The organism is Polaromonas sp. (assembly GCF_010365105.1).
In the GTDB taxonomy this organism is placed as follows: domain Bacteria; phylum Pseudomonadota; class Gammaproteobacteria; order Burkholderiales; family Burkholderiaceae_C; genus Polaromonas.
In genome coordinates this window covers 1-16,208 of the sequence record NZ_JAAFGZ010000003.1, presented here as the reverse complement: position 1 = coordinate 16,208, position 16,208 = coordinate 1, and the positions used below count along the sequence as shown (strand labels likewise).

The 16,208-nt window shown below is 55.7% G+C and carries 20 protein-coding genes and 2 tRNA genes; 13 read left to right on the top strand and 9 right to left on the bottom strand.

The window, feature by feature from the left end; genetic code table 11:
* Positions 1-474: 474 nt before the first annotated feature.
* Genes GZ092_RS02570 through GZ092_RS02560 form a run of 3 tightly spaced genes read left to right on the top strand, consistent with a single transcriptional unit; the run spans position 475 to position 1,455 of the window.
* Positions 475-834 (top strand): surface-adhesin E family protein, encoded by a 360-nt coding sequence (locus GZ092_RS02570; RefSeq protein ID WP_293634157.1) that lies wholly within the window; start codon positions 475-477, stop codon positions 832-834.
* Between the two features lie 43 nt (positions 835-877).
* On the top strand, positions 878-1,240 hold the full coding sequence (locus GZ092_RS02565) for a translation initiation factor Sui1 (protein WP_293634156.1): 363 nt from the start codon (positions 878-880) through the stop codon (positions 1,238-1,240).
* Between the two features lie 2 nt (positions 1,241-1,242).
* Positions 1,243-1,455: a DUF3820 family protein gene (locus tag GZ092_RS02560; protein WP_293634155.1), complete on the top strand. Its 213-nt coding sequence runs from the start codon at positions 1,243-1,245 to the stop codon at positions 1,453-1,455.
* 103 nt (positions 1,456-1,558) lie between these two features.
* Here the strand turns inward: GZ092_RS02560 and GZ092_RS02555 are convergent, their stop codons facing one another.
* The 3 genes from GZ092_RS02555 to GZ092_RS02545 are packed head-to-tail and all read right to left on the bottom strand — an operon-like array spanning position 1,559 to position 3,338.
* On the bottom strand, positions 1,559-2,290 hold the full coding sequence (locus GZ092_RS02555) for an amino acid ABC transporter ATP-binding protein (RefSeq protein WP_293634154.1): 732 nt from the start codon (positions 2,288-2,290) through the stop codon (positions 1,559-1,561).
* Positions 2,268-3,035, bottom strand: coding sequence for an amino acid ABC transporter permease (locus GZ092_RS02550; protein WP_293634153.1), 768 nt, complete (start codon positions 3,033-3,035; stop codon positions 2,268-2,270). Before GZ092_RS02550 ends, GZ092_RS02555 begins: the two co-directional genes overlap by 23 nt.
* 18 nt (positions 3,036-3,053) lie before the next feature.
* Positions 3,054-3,338 (bottom strand): hypothetical protein, encoded by a 285-nt coding sequence (locus GZ092_RS02545; protein ID WP_293634152.1) that lies wholly within the window; start codon positions 3,336-3,338, stop codon positions 3,054-3,056.
* Positions 3,339-3,425: 87 nt separating this feature from the next.
* Here GZ092_RS02545 and GZ092_RS02540 point away from each other — a divergent pair, with 87 nt between their 5' ends.
* Positions 3,426-4,076 carry a DUF2726 domain-containing protein gene (locus tag GZ092_RS02540; RefSeq protein ID WP_293634151.1) on the top strand — a complete coding sequence of 217 codons (651 nt, stop codon included), beginning with the start codon at positions 3,426-3,428 and terminating at the stop codon, positions 4,074-4,076.
* Between the two features lie 180 nt (positions 4,077-4,256).
* Here the strand turns inward: GZ092_RS02540 and msbA are convergent, their stop codons facing one another.
* Positions 4,257-6,026 carry a lipid A export permease/ATP-binding protein MsbA gene (gene msbA, locus GZ092_RS02535; protein ID WP_293634150.1) on the bottom strand — a complete coding sequence of 590 codons (1,770 nt, stop codon included), beginning with the start codon at positions 6,024-6,026 and terminating at the stop codon, positions 4,257-4,259.
* The gene (locus GZ092_RS02530; RefSeq protein WP_293634149.1) at positions 6,023-7,279 is read right to left on the bottom strand and encodes an O-antigen ligase family protein; all 1,257 of its coding nucleotides are present in this window, start codon (positions 7,277-7,279) and stop codon (positions 6,023-6,025) included. Before GZ092_RS02530 ends, msbA begins: the two co-directional genes overlap by 4 nt.
* Before the next feature lie 157 nt (positions 7,280-7,436).
* Between GZ092_RS02530 and GZ092_RS02525 the strand changes: the two genes are divergently transcribed.
* The 8 genes from GZ092_RS02525 to GZ092_RS02490 all read left to right on the top strand — a co-directional run bounded on the left by GZ092_RS02525 (position 7,437) and on the right by GZ092_RS02490 (position 12,888).
* On the top strand, positions 7,437-8,207 hold the full coding sequence (locus tag GZ092_RS02525; protein WP_293634336.1) for a glycosyltransferase family 2 protein: 771 nt from the start codon (positions 7,437-7,439) through the stop codon (positions 8,205-8,207).
* Positions 8,204-9,046 (top strand): glycosyltransferase family 2 protein, encoded by an 843-nt coding sequence (locus GZ092_RS02520; protein ID WP_293634148.1) that lies wholly within the window; start codon positions 8,204-8,206, stop codon positions 9,044-9,046. The genes GZ092_RS02525 and GZ092_RS02520 overlap by 4 nt, the downstream gene beginning before the upstream one ends.
* A 14-nt stretch (positions 9,047-9,060) precedes the next feature.
* On the top strand, positions 9,061-10,350 hold the full coding sequence (tolB, locus tag GZ092_RS02515; protein WP_293634147.1) for a Tol-Pal system beta propeller repeat protein TolB: 1,290 nt from the start codon (positions 9,061-9,063) through the stop codon (positions 10,348-10,350).
* A gap of 40 nt (positions 10,351-10,390) precedes the next feature.
* On the top strand, positions 10,391-10,930 hold the full coding sequence (gene pal, locus GZ092_RS02510) for a peptidoglycan-associated lipoprotein Pal (protein ID WP_293634146.1): 540 nt from the start codon (positions 10,391-10,393) through the stop codon (positions 10,928-10,930).
* A 54-nt stretch (positions 10,931-10,984) separates the two neighbouring features.
* Positions 10,985-11,707, top strand: coding sequence for a tol-pal system protein YbgF (gene ybgF, locus GZ092_RS02505; RefSeq protein WP_293634145.1), 723 nt, complete (start codon positions 10,985-10,987; stop codon positions 11,705-11,707).
* A 103-nt stretch (positions 11,708-11,810) separates the two neighbouring features.
* Positions 11,811-12,650 (top strand): tRNA threonylcarbamoyladenosine dehydratase, encoded by an 840-nt coding sequence (locus tag GZ092_RS02500; RefSeq protein ID WP_293634144.1) that lies wholly within the window; start codon positions 11,811-11,813, stop codon positions 12,648-12,650.
* A 76-nt stretch (positions 12,651-12,726) separates the two neighbouring features.
* Positions 12,727-12,802, top strand: a tRNA-Lys gene (locus GZ092_RS02495).
* A gap of 10 nt (positions 12,803-12,812) precedes the next feature.
* Positions 12,813-12,888, top strand: a tRNA-Lys gene (locus GZ092_RS02490).
* Between the two features lie 199 nt (positions 12,889-13,087).
* Here the strand turns inward: GZ092_RS02490 and GZ092_RS02485 are convergent.
* Positions 13,088-13,408, bottom strand: a complete 321-nt coding sequence (locus GZ092_RS02485) for a hypothetical protein (RefSeq protein WP_293634143.1) — start codon at positions 13,406-13,408, stop codon at positions 13,088-13,090.
* A 12-nt stretch (positions 13,409-13,420) separates the two neighbouring features.
* Complete coding sequence (locus GZ092_RS02480) at positions 13,421-13,801, bottom strand: hypothetical protein (RefSeq protein WP_293634142.1); 381 nt, start codon at positions 13,799-13,801, stop codon at positions 13,421-13,423.
* 325 nt (positions 13,802-14,126) lie between these two features.
* Here GZ092_RS02480 and GZ092_RS02475 point away from each other — a divergent pair, with 325 nt between their 5' ends.
* Positions 14,127-14,858, top strand: a complete 732-nt coding sequence (locus tag GZ092_RS02475) for a hypothetical protein (protein ID WP_293634141.1) — start codon at positions 14,127-14,129, stop codon at positions 14,856-14,858.
* A 29-nt stretch (positions 14,859-14,887) separates the two neighbouring features.
* Here GZ092_RS02475 and GZ092_RS02470 read toward each other — a convergent pair whose 3' ends face one another.
* Complete coding sequence (locus GZ092_RS02470) at positions 14,888-15,265, bottom strand: hypothetical protein (protein ID WP_293634140.1); 378 nt, start codon at positions 15,263-15,265, stop codon at positions 14,888-14,890.
* Positions 15,266-15,323: 58 nt separating this feature from the next.
* Complete coding sequence (locus GZ092_RS02465) at positions 15,324-16,007, bottom strand: hypothetical protein (protein ID WP_293634139.1); 684 nt, start codon at positions 16,005-16,007, stop codon at positions 15,324-15,326.
* Positions 16,008-16,208: the final 201 nt, after the last annotated feature.

Below are 16,208 nucleotides of genomic sequence, written 5' to 3'. Positions count from 1 at the left end.
TGCGCTGCCTGTCCTGTTCAGCGTTGAAATGCGGGCTGTTCTGGAGTCGTGGGCTTGGCGCGGATTGATTCAAGCCGGGCAACTGATTTTTTTATAAAAAAGGACCCTGGCGCCCATCTGGTATGCGCCAGCAGCTATAAATAAAGTAGCAAAAAGCTTTGGGTCGTTGTCGTGCGGGACTGGATGGTTTTGCCCTGCCAGTGCTTGCAGGCAGTCTGCATTCAGTTGATGCCTCTGATATCTGCTGGCGGGTTACCCTGTTGCGGATGAGCTGACGCACTGCGGATTGATAATTGGTCTTTTTCAAGTGGTTTAAAGCCCGTGATCTCCTGCTTTTTTGCAGGGTCCGTCAGTCCCTGGTTAAACCTCAAACACCTGGAAATACGGGTGATCTGATCAATGAAAACTTTAATAATGTTGTGCTGCCTGTGGTGCCACACGTTGGCGCACGCCGGGACCGATTGGTTCAACATCATGGGCGACGCAGCCGACGAAAGCGTCAACACCATCGAGGTTGACCCGACCCCGGTTTCCATCACGGGCGATACGCGCATCATGCGGGTGCGTGTCAGCCGCTCGCAAGACCGCGCCAACTGGGACGGCGTCATCTACCGATCGTATGTCTCCGAAGTTCTTTTTGAGTGCCCCCAGGGTGTGGCACGCTTCCTGTCGATTGACTACTACCGCGTGCCAGGCTGGAAGGGCGAACCTTATTTGCGGCGGGAGTATTCGCAAACGGAGCCCCGCATGATGCAGTTTCGCGATGTCGAGCCCAACCCCCACCAGCGAATCATCCGGGCCGCCTGCCAGACCTCGAACATCATCAACAACTGAAATGCCTGCAGCCGGGCATCGCACATTGAGAAACTCCCTGACCATGAAAAAAGCCTTGTCTGCCACGGGCCTCGTCTATTCAACCGATGCCGGACGCATGTGCCCCGACTGCCGCCAGCCGGCGTCGGCCTGCGTCTGCAGGCTGGCAAAAGCACTGCCCAGGTCGGACGGCGTGGCCCGCGTTTCCCGCAGCACCAAGGGCCGGGGCGGCAAGACCGTCACGCTGGTCACGGGGATGGCGCTCGACGAGCCGGCGCTGCTGCAGCTTGGCAAGCAGCTCAAGGCTGCCTGCGGTTCGGGCGGAACGGTCAAGGACGGAGTCATCGAAGTGCAGGGCGACCACTGCGATCAGGTGATGCAGGCACTGGCCAAACAGGGCTTTGCCGCCAAAAGGGCAGGCGGCTGAAGATGAATCCCGAGGACCTCCCGCTGCTGCTGACGCGTGTCATGCCTTTCGGAAAATACAAGGGAACGCCGATTGCCGACCTTCCGGGCAACTACCTGAACTGGTTTGCGCGCGAAGGCTTCCCGAAAGGCGAAATTGGCCGCCTGCTGGCCTTGATGCAGGAAATCGACCACAACGGACTCTCTCCGCTGCTCGACCCACTGCGCAAGCGCTGAAGGCAGCGAAGGGCCGGTTTGCTATCTTAAAAATAGCTGCATATGCCCGTGGGTAATGCGGAAAAGGCTATTTCCCCCATTTATTTTCGTCAAGGCAGCGGGTTTACAGCACCTTGCTCAGGAAGCGGCGCGTACGGTCTTGCTGGGGATTGTCAAAAATCGCAGCCGGCGTTCCCTCTTCAACGATCACGCCTTCGTCGATGAAGACCACCCGGTCGGCCACCTGACGGGCAAAGCCCATTTCATGGGTCACCACCACCATGGTCATGCCTTCCTCGGCCAGGGCCTGCATGACCGCCAGTACCTCGCCGACCATCTCGGGGTCCAGCGCGGATGTGGGCTCGTCGAACAGCATGATGCGCGGCTGCATCGCCAGCGCCCGGGCAATGGCCACCCGCTGCTGCTGCCCGCCGGACAACTGGCTGGGATAGGCATTGATTTTGTCGATCAGCCCTACTTTTTCCAGTAACTCGCAGGCGCGAACCCGTGCCTGGGCATGCGTGAGGCCGCGCACCTTGGACGGCGCCAGGGTGATGTTCTCCAGCACGGTCTTGTGCGGGAACAGGTTGAAGCGCTGAAACACCATGCCGATTTCGGAACGCAGCGCATCCACATCGGTTTTAGGTTCATGCACCGACACGCCGTGGACCAGTACCTCGCCGCCCGAGGCATCCTCCAGGCCATTGAGGCAGCGAAGAAACGTGCTCTTGCCCGAGCCTGACGGGCCAATCACGCAAACCACTTCGGTCGCCTGGATGGCACAGTCAATGCCGCGCAATACCGCCAGCTTGCCAAAGAGCTTGGTCAGCCCCTTAACGCGAATCACCTCGTCCATAGCGTGCCTCCAGTCGTTTCACGCCGTAGGCCAGGCCCAGCGTCAGTATCCAGTACATGAGCGAAATTGTGAGATACGGTTCCCAGTAGCGCGAATAGGCACCCGCCACGGTACGCGCTGCATAGGCGAGTTCGGCCAGCCCAATGGCCGAGATCAGCGACGAGTCCTTGAGCAGCGAAATCGCGTTGTTGCCCAGCGGCGGCAGCATCCGGCGGAAAGCTTGCGGCAGGATGATGTGGTACATCGTCCGGGGAAACGACATGCCCAGCGAGCGGGAAGCCTCGACCTGGCCGCGATCAATCGACTGGATGCCGGCCCGGAAAATCTCTGAAATATAGGCGCCTGAATTGAGCGTGAGGGCCACCACGCCAGACAGGAAGGCGCCGTAGTTTTGCTTCAGGTCGCGTGCCGCTTCACCCGAAATGAGCAGGCCGTCCGTTGGATTGATAAAGAGTGGCAGCAAGGCAAAGTGAATCAGCAAAATCTGCACGAACAGCGGCGTGCCCCGGAAAAAGCTGACATACACGGCGGCCGGCCATTGCAGCAGGTATTTGCACAATTGTTTGGCCGGTGCATGCCGCGCCTCGGCAACACGCGCCAGGCCAACGGCCAAGCCAAGCGCCGTCCCCTGCACGATGCAGATCAGCGTGACGGCAATGGTCATTTGCAGACCGCGCCAGAACAGGCCGGCATATTGGGAAATGATGTCGGCGCGAAACCAGCCGAACCAGAGAACTTGCTCCATGGCGAATCTGGCCGGCGTTCAGCGAACGCGCAGCACGGCTGCCGCGATGTTGATGCCATTCCTGCGTTCCACCCGAAATCGCGTGCCAGGTGTCATGCTAAGGGTGTCGGCAACAGCCGAAATTCTGTACGTAAAATTCATGATGGGCTTGAAGGGGTAAAGGTGAAGGTTGGCGGGCAGTGATCCATACGCGAAATCACGCTGTTTGGATGAAATTCCGCTCGCCATGTTAACGCGTGCAAGCGCCATGCTGATCGATGAATCCGGTTGCCGTTCGCCGCTATCTCGTTCATGATGCAGCATGGTTTTGCTCCAGCATTGACGATGGAACCTGCCTTGGCTTCGGCAGCCCGCCGACCCGGTACATAACGCAAGCAAAGAGAGTTTATTTTGAGCGAATGGCCCGTCATTGTGTCGGTATTGAGTCTGCTGGTCGGGATGCTCTCGGGTGCCTGGCTATGGACGGTCTGGCAGGGTCGGCGCAAGGTCAGCAACAAGCTGGCTTGGCCGTTGCCCGGCTTGTTGCCTCTGAGGGGGCGACCGATTTTCAGCCGACATGAACAGGAAGTATGGCATTTGCTAAGAGGCGTCTTTCATGACCATGCGGTCATGGTGAAGGTTCCCATCCTGCGATTCACCCAATTGCTGGGACCGCCAATACACAAGTCGGCTAGCCATGCGCAAAGCCAGAATGAAAAGCGATTCAATCGCGATCAATGGCTGAACATGCTTGGTGGTCTTTATGCAACCTTCACCATCTGCACACTGGACGGCAAGGTCGTCGGCTGTGTGGATGTCCTAGGCAAGCAGGATGGCAACAAGGCCAGCCGTGAATTGAAAGAAGCCCTGCTGCTCGATTGCGGCATTGCCTACATCGCTATGAGTGCCTTCAACGTGCCCGGGGCCAGCACGCTGCGTGAATTGTTTCTGGGTGAACTGCCTGACGAGCCTGGCGAACAGCAGGCAACCCGTGGCGGGGACAGTGACTTTCATGCCGACATGGCTGCCTTTACCAGGCAACAAGCCAAACTGGTCAGCTGACTTGACCGTGATTGAGTTCACGAGGGTTCAGGGTTCGAGGCTTCAAAGCGGAATCTGCCAAGCCGGAACCACTCATTCCCTTTTTCAATCAATACGTGATGAAGCGCGAAGCCGGACAGCCAGCTGAGGCTGGGCAAGGCAACGGCCAATCGGATTGATCGGATTGATCGGGAAATGGAGTCAGGAGGATTGAAAACCCAAGCGGTAAAGATGTGCAAAAGCGCCATCCATGGCCAGCAATTCCTTGTGCGTTCCCGACTCGATGATCCGCCCTGCATCCATCATGATGATGCGGTCGGCATTCTGGATGGTTGACAGGCGGTGCGCAATGACCAGCGACGTACGCCCCGCCGTGAGCCGCCGGATGGCCTCCTGCACGGCAATTTCCGATTCGGTGTCCAGCGCCGAGGTGGCTTCATCAAGGATCAGAATCGGTGCGTCCTTGTAGAGCGCGCGTGCAATGGCCAGCCGCTGGCGCTGACCACCCGACAACTGCATGGCGTTGTGGCCCAGCATGGTGTCCAGGCCTTCAGGAAGCCCGGCCAGCAAGGACGCAAGGTTTGCAGCTTCGAGGCAGTCCCTGACCCGGGCCGCATCGGATGGCTGCCCAAGGGACACGTTGTCGGCAATGCTGCTGTTGAGCATCACCACATGCTGGCTGACCACCGCAAACTGCGAACGCAGGCACGCCAGATCCCATTCGCGAATCTCCTCGCCGTCCAGGGAAATACGGCCCTCCGTCATTTCGATGAAACGGGGTAGCAGGTTCACCAGGGTGGTCTTGCCAGAACCAGAAGCTCCCACGATGGCAAGCGTTTCTCCGGCAGAAATTGACAGGCTGAAGCCCTGCAGCACAGGCAGCGCATCTGCCTTGTAGGCAACGCCGACACCTGAAAATTCAATGTCGCCGACGGCTCTTGCCTTGAGAAAAGAGCCGCTGGTTTCGTCGGGGGTCAATTCCATGAGGTCCAGACCGCGCTCGACGGCCGCAAGTCCACGGGTGATGGGCGTAGCGGCATCCGACAGGCTTTTGATGGGCGCGATAAGCAGCAGCATGGCGGTCACAAAAGCGACGAAACCGCCCACTGTCGTGGTGTTTTCTGCGCTTTGCATCAGCGCAATCGAAATCACGGCCGAAAGCGCCATGGCAGCAAGCACCTGGGTGATGGCACTCATTCCGGCATAGGCCGCAGTTGATTTCATCGACAGGCTGCGCAGCGAATGGCTCAGAGTGTCAAATCGACTGGCCTGGGACGCCTGGGCACCATGCAGGCGAACATCCCGATGTGCCATGACATTTTCTTCCACCACATAGGCAAGGCTGTCCGTGGCCGTCTGGCTCTCTTTGGTCAGGCGGTACAGGCGTTTGGAAAGGACCTGAATGACCAGAGCGACTGCAGGAAACAGAAAACCGACGATCAGCGTGAGTTTCCAGTTCAGGTAGACCAGGTAGCTGATGAGCGCCAGCAGTGTCAACACATCCCGCGCCAGTCGCATGACCGCGTTGATCAGTGCTGATGAGCCATTGAACACTTCATATACGACCGTGTTGGCAATCATGCTGGCGTTTTGGTCAGCAAACAGATTCAGCCGGGCACTGAGAAGTTTGCCGAACATGGCTTTGCGAAGTTCCAGCAAACCATCGTTGGTTACTTTGGCCAATGCCAACTGCGCCAGAAATCCCGAAAGCCCCCGGATGACGAACAGCAGCATCAGCGTGACGGGTACGAGCCAGAGATTCAGGTCATCCCGCTGGAAACCCCGATCCAGCAAGGGTTTGAGCAAGGCGGGAACAAAAGGCTCTGTCGCGGAAGCGACGATGGTGGAGCCAACGGCCAGCGCCCAACCCGCCCGCGAACCGCTGAAATATGGCCACACACGCGCCAGCCTGCGCCGTAGCGTCTGTTTTGGGGCCTGGGCCTCTATTTTTATTGGAGGTGGCTTGTTCACACAGCCTGCTGGTAAGGAGGGTGGGCAATTGACTCAGGAAGGTTTTTATGACCCAGCGCCAGGAGCAAGCCGAGCAGGATGCAAAAAAAATCTCCAATCTGCGCATCATAGAGAGAAGAGTTGAAAAGGCTGGCGACAGCCAATGCAATAAGGGTTGACTGTGTTGCGCGCGCATACGGCGTTGCCATCTTCAACGTGTCGTGCCACATTGAAAACAGCAAGGCTATAAAAAGTAGGATGCCTGGAATCCCGAGTTGTACGCCCCAGAGGAGGAATTCCTGATGTGGGTTGCCGTTGCCGGCAATATCGATGTGGGCAGGATTTTTCTCATGTTGGAGCCGGTTGAACTGGGTGCTCCAGCTTCCAACGCCTGACCCTGCCACCGGATGCTCGTCGATGGATTGCAGCGCCGTGTTCCACAAGTCAAGACGTATTCCAGACGATGTAATGGCCGTTTTCTGGGTAGAGTAGGCAGACACTTCCGTTTGAACCAGCGTCAGCCTGTCCCGAACCTTGCTGGAGGCGAAAAACAAGCCGGCAGCAAGCAGCAAGGGCAGCACGACGATGACGAATCGGTACTTTTTCGGCAGTTCCCACATGATGGCAACCGAAATCAACACAATCGAAACCACATGGGCGCTGCGGCCCATCAGAACAAAGAAGACATTGGTGAACCCCAAAAAAGCGATAAAAATTGCCAGTTTTCGGCCAAACCGTCCCGGAGCATGTTCGCGCAAATGCCAGCACAGTGCAGCAAAGACAGAACTTATGATCCCTTGGTCGAGGTAGCTTGAAAAGACTGCGTATTCGGTCAATGCCATGTGGGAAGTCGCCCAAGGTACCGGCAGGTGCGCGAAAAGCATCCAGGAACTTGCCAGCAGGAAGGTCTGTGCAACGGCAAACGATCCCAAGGCATAAATTGCCTCACGTCGATCACGGATGGTAATCAACAAAAGGACCACCATCAGCAGCTTGCCATATTTGACCAGAGAGCCCAGGGCATCATCTAGCGGCGCTACGGTCCATAAAAGACTCATAGCAAATGCGGCCAGGGCAACGATCACTGCAATTGGAGTGCTCATGCCATTCAGCAGGCGGACTGGTGTCTGAAAGCGACGTGCGAAAATCAGTACGCTCGCCCCGAGAACGACTAGCAAAAGCTTCGAAATGCTGATAATGACCATCGACAATCCGACTGACGCTGCTGCCAAGCAAATGACTGCAAGCCGAAAATTGATGGGTTTTTTTAACAAGTTAGGTTCAGGTCTAAAAGGGATTGGCCCGCATTATCGGTGATTCCTACCAGCATTTTGCAAAGCCTGTTGGCTGGACGGTCTGCTATGCTTTGCACTCATCTGCTGACGGTCCAAGCCCCTGAACTGTCGCCAAGGTGAATACAAAAGGCGTTTGTTGACAAGCTTGTCGGTCATCGTGATTACACAGAATGAAGCCCGTAACATCGAGGCATGCCTGCGCTCGGTTCATTTTGCCGATCAGATACTGGTGCTTGACTCTGGAAGCGTGGACGAAACGATCCAGCTTGCGCGTCAATTTGGTGCCGAAGTCAGCGTTAATAGTCAGTGGCAAGGGTTTGGTGTTCAAAAAAACCGTGCGCTCGCACTTGCCAGTTCCGACTGGGTGCTTTCCATCGATGCTGACGAACGCTTGAGTGTCCAACTCCAGGCCGAAATCCAGCAGATCCTTATGCATCCCGTAGCCGATGCCTATTGCTTTCCTCGACTATCGAGCTACTGCGGCCAATACATCCGTCATTCAGGCTGGTACCCGGATCCTGTCACACGGCTTTTCCGCCGTGGTGCAGCCCGGTTCTCAGATGACATCATCCATGAAAAACTTGTCGTCAATGGTCAAGTCAGACCGTTGCGCAACCGCTTGCTGCATGAGAGCTTTCCAAACTTTGAAACGGTTCTGGATAAAGTGGATCGCTATTCCAGTGCCGGCGCCCAGCGCTTGCTGAGCAAGGGCAAGTCGTCATCCTTTCCCAAGGCGCTGGGCCATGGCTTGTGGGCATTCATTCGAACCTACTTTTTGCAGATGGGGTTTCTGGATGGCTGGATGGGCCTTGCGCTGGCCATCTCCAATGCTGAAGGAACCTATTACCGATACTTGAAGCTGTGGCTGCTGTTGCTTGATCGAAAGGCCACGCTTCCGTCGTCATGAAAATCAGCTTCATTGTTCTGACCTATAACCGCACAGACGCATTGCTGGCTGTTTTACGCTCCCTGGCCCGGCAGTGCAATGAAGAGCATCAGGTGATCATTGCTGACGACGGTTCACGACCCGATCAGGTGCAGATGCTGTTCGCCCGCTGTCCTGTTTTTGAATGCCCGGTTCTTCATGTCTGGCATCCGGATGAAGGGTTTACCATTTCACGCGCCCGAAACCTGGCGGCGAGTCATGCTACAGGCGAGTATCTGGTCTTCCTTGACGGCGACTGCATTCCGAACCGTGACTTTGTGGCACAACACGAGCGTGTTGCGGAGGCCGGCCACTTTGTCAACGGCAGCCGGGTGCTTTTGAACCAGCGCCTGACAGATGACGTGATCAATAACGCACTAGATCTGCCCCGCCAGCCCGCTCACTTCTGGCTGCGTGCAAGACTTCGTGGAGATTGCAACAAACTATTGCATCTTGTGGGCTGGCCCAGGCATGTGTTGCGTGTAAAAAAGACCTTCAACTGGCGTGGCATTCGTGGCTGCAACCTCGGCGTATGGAAAAAAGATTTTCTGAATGTCAATGGATTCGATGAGTCGTTCGAAGGCTGGGGCCATGAAGATGCTGATTTTGTATTACGGCTCAGCCATCTCGGAATACGCAGGAAAAATGGATTCCTGGCGACCGAGGTCTTTCATCTTTGGCATCCAGAAAGCAAGCGTGACAGTGAGTCAGCCAACAAAAACCGCGTCATGTCGCGTATGAAAACCCATTTAATCCTTGCCGAAAAAGGTTTTCGGGAACTCGATTCCTCGACATTCGTCAAATTGACCCAATTACATTGATAAAAATCCGATATATGAGCATTACACCGTCCTTAAAGCGCCGGGCTGTTTTCAGTCTGTTGGCAGCAGGCACACTCTTGTCGTTGCCGGCATTCGCCCAGTTTCGTGTCGAAGTCTCGGGTGTGGGCATGACCCAGCTACCCATTGCCGTTGCTCCCTTCAAGGGTGAAGCGCAATCGCCCCAAAAAATTGGCAGCATTGTCAAGGCCGATCTGGAGCGTAGCGGCATGTTTCGCGGCGTTGATGCCGCGGGTGTTGTGGCAGACGAAAATACCCGCCCTGATCTCGCAAGCTGGCGCCAAAAGGGTGCCGATGCCATGGTTACCGGCAGCGTTTCACCGCTTGCCGACGGGCGATTTGAAGTTCGCCTCCGTTTGTGGGATGTCGTTCGTGAGCAGGATCTAGGCGGTCAGAGCTACACCGTCGCAAAATCCGATCTGCGGCTTTCGGCGCATCGTGTTTCTGATTTTGTGTATGAAAAGCTGACCGGTGAAAAAGGCATTTTTTCAACGCGGATTGCCTATGTGACAAAGGCCGGTCAGCGCTATACGCTATGGGTTGCGGATTCCGATGGAGAAAGTGCGCAGTCAGCCCTTGCCAGTCCTGAGCCCATCATTTCCCCGGCCTGGTCGCCCAATGGCGCCCAACTGGCATATGTGTCTTTCGAGTCGCGCAAGCCAGTGATTTACTCGCATGAGGTAGCCACTGGAAAGCGGCGCCTTCTGGCGAACTTTCGCGGCTCCAACAGCGCTCCTGCCTGGTCACCTGACGGCAGCCAACTGGTCGCCACACTCAGCCAGGCGGGTGGTTCGCAAATTTACGCCTTGGGGCTCAATGGTGGCGAACCCAAGCGGTTGACCCAGAGCTCCAGCATCGACACCGAGCCTGCATTTTCCCCTGATGGACGTACGATCTATTTCGTCAGCGACCGAGGCGGCTCTCCGCAGATCTACCGCATGAACCCTGCCGGTGGAAATGCCGATCGTGTGACGTTTACCGGCAATTACAACATTTCACCGGCCCTCAGTCCTGACGGTCGATGGCTGGCATTTATCTCAAGGATTGGTGGCGGGTTCAAGCTGCATGTCATGGAACTCGCGAGCGGAACAACCACGGCCATCACGGACACCTCTGCGGACGAAAGTCCCAGCTTTGCGCCCAACAGCCGGTTGATTGTTTACGCAACGCAGCAACAGGGCAAAGAGGCGTTAATGACCACGACGCTTGATGGCAAGATAAAAGCGCGTCTGTCAGGCGCAGGCGGTGACATCCGCGAGCCTGACTGGGGACCCTTCCAGCGATAGGCAATAATTCCGGATCTATTTTCTTTAGCAGGGGTAATCAATGAAACGCTTTTTTTCTTCCATCATTTCGTATCTTGTCCTGGCAACCGCACTGGTGGCTTGTGGCTCCAATGTCAAACTGCAGGACGTTCCAGTCGAAGACAGATCCGCCAGTTCATCTCAGGCCGATGCCGATGCCGCAGCGGCTGCAGCCAGGGGCGTTGCGCCCGTACAGATTGGTGCATCCGATGCCTCGGTGGCGGGTCCTGCCAATACAGCAAGGATCATTTATTTCGATTTCGACAGCTTTGTGGTCAAACCCGAGTTTCAGAGCGTCATCGAAGCGCATGGAAGATACCTGAACGCCAACAAGTCGCGCCGTATGGCCATTGAGGGGCATACCGACGAAAGCGGTGGCAGAGAATACAACCTGGCCTTGGGTCAGAAGCGCGCTGAGGCTGTACGTCGTGCGCTCGGTTTGCTGGGTGTCACGGACTCGCAGGTTGAAGCCGTCAGTTTCGGCAAAGAAAAGCCTGCCGTTGCTGGATTCGATCAGGAATCCATGGCGCGAAATCGCCGTGCTGAACTCAACTACCGCTAACCTGGCGAAGCAACGGTGAACATAACCAGAGTTTTTTCTGCTGTGGTGGCGTGCATGATCGCCTTCAATGCCAGCGCGGCTTTGTTTGAAGACGACGATGCTCGCAGGGCAATTCTTGATTTGCGGCAAAAGGTTGAAGCTTCGCAGCTGCGCACCACCGAAGAGCTTCGAAGAGGCAACGAAGAGAATGTGCAGCTTCGACGCAGCTTGCTGGACCTGTCCAATCAAATCGAATCATTGCGTAGCGAAATGGCTGTGTTGCGTGGACAAAACGAACAGCTGACACGTGGAATTTCCGATGTGCAGCGCTCGCAAAAAGACGTAGCCCAAGGTGTTGAAGAGCGCCTTCGAAAGGTCGAACCAGGCAAGGTGTCTGTAGATGGTCGGGATTTTGAGGCTGATCCTGCTGAAAAGCAGGAATTCGAAGCTGCCCTTGCCCATCTACGAAAAGGTGATTTTGCTGCTGCCCAGACGGCTTACATGTCTTTCCTCAAGCGTTTTCCGCAAAGCGGTTACAGGTCATCGTCCTTGTTCTGGTTGGCCAATGCGCAATATGCCTTGCGTGACTACAAGGCGGCAGCAGGAAACTTTCGCATTCTGGCAACTTCCGACCCGCAGCACCCTCGGGCGCCTGAGGCTCTTTTGTCAATGGCCAACTGCCAGGTCGAACTGAAAGATGTCAAGTCCGCACGCAAAACCCTGGAAGAGCTTATTGCTTCCTTTCCACAGTCCGAAGCTGCTTCTGCTGCCAAAGAGCGACTTGTGAAGCTCAAGTAACAACTCATTTATGGGGAGCGATTTTCTTTTGAGTTGACGGCAGTTTCGTGTAATTGCTGCCTTGATTCATCTTGATGCCGGGCCTTTATAAAGAAAAAAAACGATGGACCAGTCCTGCTTGATTGACATAGACGTTGAACGTCGCTTTGGAGGACTTGCTCGTCTTTATGGGGTTGCCGGTGCTGCGCGTATCAGGACAGCACACGTTGTTGTTGTAGGCTTGGGCGGCGTCGGATCATGGGCTGCAGAGGCCTTGGCGCGCAGCGGCGTGGCTCGCCTGACATTGATTGACCTGGATCATATTTCTGAGTCCAACATCAATCGACAGGTTCATGCGCTCGACACCACCTTTGGGCAGTCAAAGGTACAAGCCATGCGGGAACGTATTGCGCATATCAATCCGATATGCCAGGTTGACTGTATTGAGGAATTCGTCGATGCGGAAAACTGGCCTGATATTGTTTGTGTTGATCTTCAAACCGATGGCAGCAAAACGGCTTTTATTGATGCCTGTGACCAGGTAAAGGCAAAAACTGCGCTGGCAGCTTGGGCACTGAAGAATCAAGCTTGTTTGATCAGCGTCGGGGCAGCAGGGGGAAAGCGGCTTGCTCACCAAGTCGATATTGAAGACCTATCGGCAGTAACACACGACCCTTTGCTGGCGCAAATCCGTTCACGCTTGCGCAAAGATCACAAGGCAGCGCGCACTGGGAAGATGAAAGTGGTGTGTGTGTTTAGCCGCGAACCGATCACGAGGCCTTCAGTTGCAGGAAGTGTCATAGATCATTCCATCAACAGTTCAGAAAACGAGGGTCTGTCCACGGCGCTGCAGGCACAATCTGACGGAAGCCTGAATTGTCATGGATATGGTTCTACTGTTAGCGTGACTTCGACCTTTGGAATGTGTGCTGCCGGCTGGATACTTAACAAAATTGCTGGTTGATTCAGAAAGCGGTTTAAAGAACGTTATAATTTGAGGCTGTACTGTAAATGCACAGTAACACCAAGATGAAAAACTTGGGACGTTAGCTCAGTTGGTAGAGCAGCGGACTTTTAATCCGTTTGTCGTGGGTTCGACCCCCGCACGTCCCACCAAATTTTATTTGGGTTCTTAGCTCAGCTGGTAGAGCAGCGGACTCTTAATCCGTAGGTCGCGAGTTCGAATCTCGCAGAACCCACCAGCCGAAAGCCTTATAGGCACTAGCCCCACAGCTACTTAATTGATAGCACGGGGCTTTTTAATTTCCGCCTTAAATTTCTCATGTAGCCACCATGTAGCCACCGGTACCGGGTTTTGTACCGTGTAGCCAGCATGTAGCCAAACGCATCAGGCAACAAAAAACCCATCGGGTCGGGCTGGGTTGTCAGTAGCGTCACAGGTCACCCCTTCAGCCGTACCAAGTCCTTGGGTGGCCTCACCATCCGGCGAAGCATGAAGTATTCATTGACCTGCCGGACCCGGTACACCGCCAGGATATGCAGCCCAGCGTGAACCACTACAAAGTGCAGCAGATGGGGCTCTGTACCGTCGTCGGGGGCTTTTTGTGCCTTGGTAGCCGTGCGGCCCGCTACGGGCTCACGGGCGGCCTCTGGTGGCACTGCGTCGCCTGCACTGTGCCAAGCGGTCAGCGCCCGGCGTATCAGGTCGGCTTGCTCTGTGTCGGTCAGCTTGCGCGACTGATGTAATTGATCTATGGGCATGGTGCTGGGTGGTCAGTGTGCTAACGCCATGTAGCGCCATTGCAGGGCATCGCACTTGTCGGCTGCAGTTTTGAGCACGGGGTTTCCGCTGTTCCATGCGTCTTGCAGTAAGGCATCAATGTCAAACCAGCATTGAGGCATGTCTTCTTTAATGAGGCCATCAAGTATGTCGGCGGTAACCCATGCCGGGCGGCCATCAAGCACGTAATCTAATTCGGCCATAGTGATCCGTGCCGGGCGGCCATCAAGCACGTAAGCTAATTCGGCCATAGTGACCCGCGAACCGGTGCACTTCTTCGCAAGCTCTGCATACCACAGTTCAGCACTGTAAAAAGAACTCCAACTGTGAAGGCTGACGGCAATATCTACGACGGTGCTGCAGGCATGGGTCATTTCGAAGCTCCAAAAGTAAGTGAATGAGGCCTGTATTTAACAGTAGTTCATAGTTTGATAAACCATACATTACAGTAAAACTGAAATAATTACTTCAGTACGCGTGTTTAAGTGTTGCGCCGTACTCTTGCTTGCGTTGACCGGACCCTTCAAACTTTCACAAAAACTGACAAAAAGCGGGTACCACCCCCCGGGGCTAGGGAAAAGAGGCGGAGGCGCCCCCCCTAGTCTGAGATGCCGCTCTGTACCGACGGCACACTGTCAATTCCGTAAGTAACTGGGTGTAAAGTAAATTACTCGATCGCTCCAAAAAGAAGTACATCCAATGCGTTACGCCACTGCAATGAACTCTACGCCTACGCTAAATGGCAGAGCTGCTGCCGCTCCAGACGTAGATGACCCCTATGGGTTTAAAAACCTGCTGCGCGGCGATGACCCCATCATGCGCGGCCATGAAAAGGTGCCGGCAAGTTCAGTTGCTGTTCAGTTAGTTCAGGTAGATGAGGCCCGCCCCCAAACACCCCAAAATGGCTTTGGTGCGGAAAGCGCCATAGTGTTGATGTTCGGGACAGGTTTTCTTTTGCTTGCCGTTCTTGGCGGAGCGACTGAAAAGCGCAGCATGTTCGGCCGGTTCGCCAGGCCAGTATTGTTTGCGGGTTTGTTTTTAGCGCTTTTGCTTGGGGCTGGCCTTTTATCCAACATAAAAGACTCAGCCAGTGATTGGGGATTAAGGCCAGCGGAAACTGGACTGGTCATAGGCCTGCTGTATGGAACTTTCATTGCTCTCCTGGGGTTTCTTGCCAGAAAAATATGGCGGTTAGGCGGGGTAAATGCGACACACAAGCACGACCCTGTTGCGCAACCCCCAACCGCATCAGCACGCATGCCAGAAAAAACTGAGGACTCGATCTATGCAACCATCGACATTGAGCTTGAGTCCGGCAATATGAATCGGGGGCTATGGACCAGACTCTATGCCGACTGCGACGGAAACGATGCCAAGACCCGTGCCGCGTACATTCGGGCCAGAGCCGTACAATTGCAACGCAGCGTGTAAATCTGACCGTTGGCATTCAGCGGGCACACCTATTGGGCATGTGCCAGCCAAGCAAAGAATCGCGCCACAGGCCCGCGTTGTGCAACCTGCAGCGCCACTTCGCGTTCGCGCTTGTCTTCGCGCTCAGCCTCAGCCATCGACATGGGGCGCACGATGCACCAGTGAACATAAGTGCCATCCCCAAGGTACTGCGTCAGGCTCCCCCGGGTGGTTCGGGTAGGGTGCTTTTCGCCGCTGTGCGGTGGTGCCTTAGGTTCTGCGTATGCCTTGCGGTTTATGGCTTGGACGGCACTACCAAAGGCCGCCAGGGCGCAATCGAGTTTCTGCTCGTCCTCGGGTGACCGGCGGCTCAACGTACGGATAGGCTTGGGGCTAACAGCAACTGCCGGGCTGGATTTATTTTGCATCGTATCGATCCTGTAGGTTCAGCCCATTCTGCCCGGCGTACCCGCTGTAGGTTGCTTGTCAGCAGTGCCAATCGTTGCGTTTCTTGCTGCGGCGTTTTTCTGGCAGGTTTGCAGGTGCGCTAAGCGTTTCCATGGCTTCGCCAAGTAATCGCCGCAACTCCATTGCCCCCGCGCTCTCCCGCGTCATTTCCAGCCAGTCGCACACCGCCAACATTTGGCGGGCAAACATGCGCACCGCTTCTATTGCAGCGTTCGGGTTTTCACTCTGTGCGTTGACGCAGTGCGCTGCAGATAGCTGGGCCTCGAACTCATTGGCAAACTGGCTGCACCCGGCGTTAAAACGTTCGATGGCATCTGGCTTGATGCCAGCGGCATGAAGCGCATCTTGTAGGCCCTGAAGCGCCCGCAGGTAGCGCCACCCGTAACCCTTGCCCAAGGTGGAAAGCGCCACCAGCGGGCGCTTTGCTGCGGGTGTCGGCATTTCGAAGGTGTGGCCGGCCATGGTATCCGCAGCGCTGCCAATGTAGCGCACCACGTCACCGAAGTGATACACCGCTGCTGGGCCTATTAGGCCCTCAATTCCGGGCTCGACAATGCGCTCTTGCCGGTAAGCAAACCAAGCAGCAGCCTCAGTCAGAGGCCCTGGGTTTTTGCGCAGGGCGGTTTCCAGGCGGGCGTCAATGGCGTCGAGCTGGGCGCGGCCTTGGGGGGTATCAAACAGGGGGTGGAACTTTTGCAGCATGTTGTGTACTTTCTAGGTAATGGCACTTCGTGTGCCGGTTAGGGGTGGTCCGGGGTGGTCCGGGGTGGTCCGGGGTGGTCGGGGCATGGTCCAAGCAGCGCTATTAAAGTTGTAGCATGAAGCCTAGTGTTTATGCGGGGTGGTCCGGGTGGTCCAAGCGGTCCACCCATTTTCACAAGTTCGCCAGCGGCGGGCGGGCGG

What these genes read in the sequence shown, in the direction of transcription:
- GZ092_RS02570 (WP_293634157.1), top strand. Translation starts at nt 475, where the DNA reads ATGGGCGACGCAGCCGACGAAAGCGTCAACACCATCGAGGTTGACCCG.
- GZ092_RS02565 (WP_293634156.1), top strand. Translation starts at nt 878, where the DNA reads ATGAAAAAAGCCTTGTCTGCCACGGGCCTCGTCTATTCAACCGATGCC.
- GZ092_RS02560 (WP_293634155.1), top strand. Translation starts at nt 1,243, where the DNA reads ATGAATCCCGAGGACCTCCCGCTGCTGCTGACGCGTGTCATGCCTTTC.
- GZ092_RS02555 (WP_293634154.1), bottom strand. Translation starts at nt 2,290, where the DNA reads ATGGACGAGGTGATTCGCGTTAAGGGGCTGACCAAGCTCTTTGGCAAG.
- GZ092_RS02550 (WP_293634153.1), bottom strand. Translation starts at nt 3,035, where the DNA reads ATGGAGCAAGTTCTCTGGTTCGGCTGGTTTCGCGCCGACATCATTTCC.
- GZ092_RS02545 (WP_293634152.1), bottom strand. Translation starts at nt 3,338, where the DNA reads ATGCTGCATCATGAACGAGATAGCGGCGAACGGCAACCGGATTCATCG.
- GZ092_RS02520 (WP_293634148.1), top strand. Translation starts at nt 8,204, where the DNA reads ATGAAAATCAGCTTCATTGTTCTGACCTATAACCGCACAGACGCATTG.
- tolB (WP_293634147.1), top strand. Translation starts at nt 9,061, where the DNA reads ATGAGCATTACACCGTCCTTAAAGCGCCGGGCTGTTTTCAGTCTGTTG.
- pal (WP_293634146.1), top strand. Translation starts at nt 10,391, where the DNA reads ATGAAACGCTTTTTTTCTTCCATCATTTCGTATCTTGTCCTGGCAACC.
- ybgF (WP_293634145.1), top strand. Translation starts at nt 10,985, where the DNA reads ATGATCGCCTTCAATGCCAGCGCGGCTTTGTTTGAAGACGACGATGCT.
- GZ092_RS02500 (WP_293634144.1), top strand. Translation starts at nt 11,811, where the DNA reads ATGGACCAGTCCTGCTTGATTGACATAGACGTTGAACGTCGCTTTGGA.
- GZ092_RS02485 (WP_293634143.1), bottom strand. Translation starts at nt 13,408, where the DNA reads ATGCCCATAGATCAATTACATCAGTCGCGCAAGCTGACCGACACAGAG.
- GZ092_RS02480 (WP_293634142.1), bottom strand. Translation starts at nt 13,801, where the DNA reads ATGACCCATGCCTGCAGCACCGTCGTAGATATTGCCGTCAGCCTTCAC.
- GZ092_RS02475 (WP_293634141.1), top strand. Translation starts at nt 14,127, where the DNA reads ATGCGTTACGCCACTGCAATGAACTCTACGCCTACGCTAAATGGCAGA.
- GZ092_RS02470 (WP_293634140.1), bottom strand. Translation starts at nt 15,265, where the DNA reads ATGCAAAATAAATCCAGCCCGGCAGTTGCTGTTAGCCCCAAGCCTATC.
- GZ092_RS02465 (WP_293634139.1), bottom strand. Translation starts at nt 16,007, where the DNA reads ATGCTGCAAAAGTTCCACCCCCTGTTTGATACCCCCCAAGGCCGCGCC.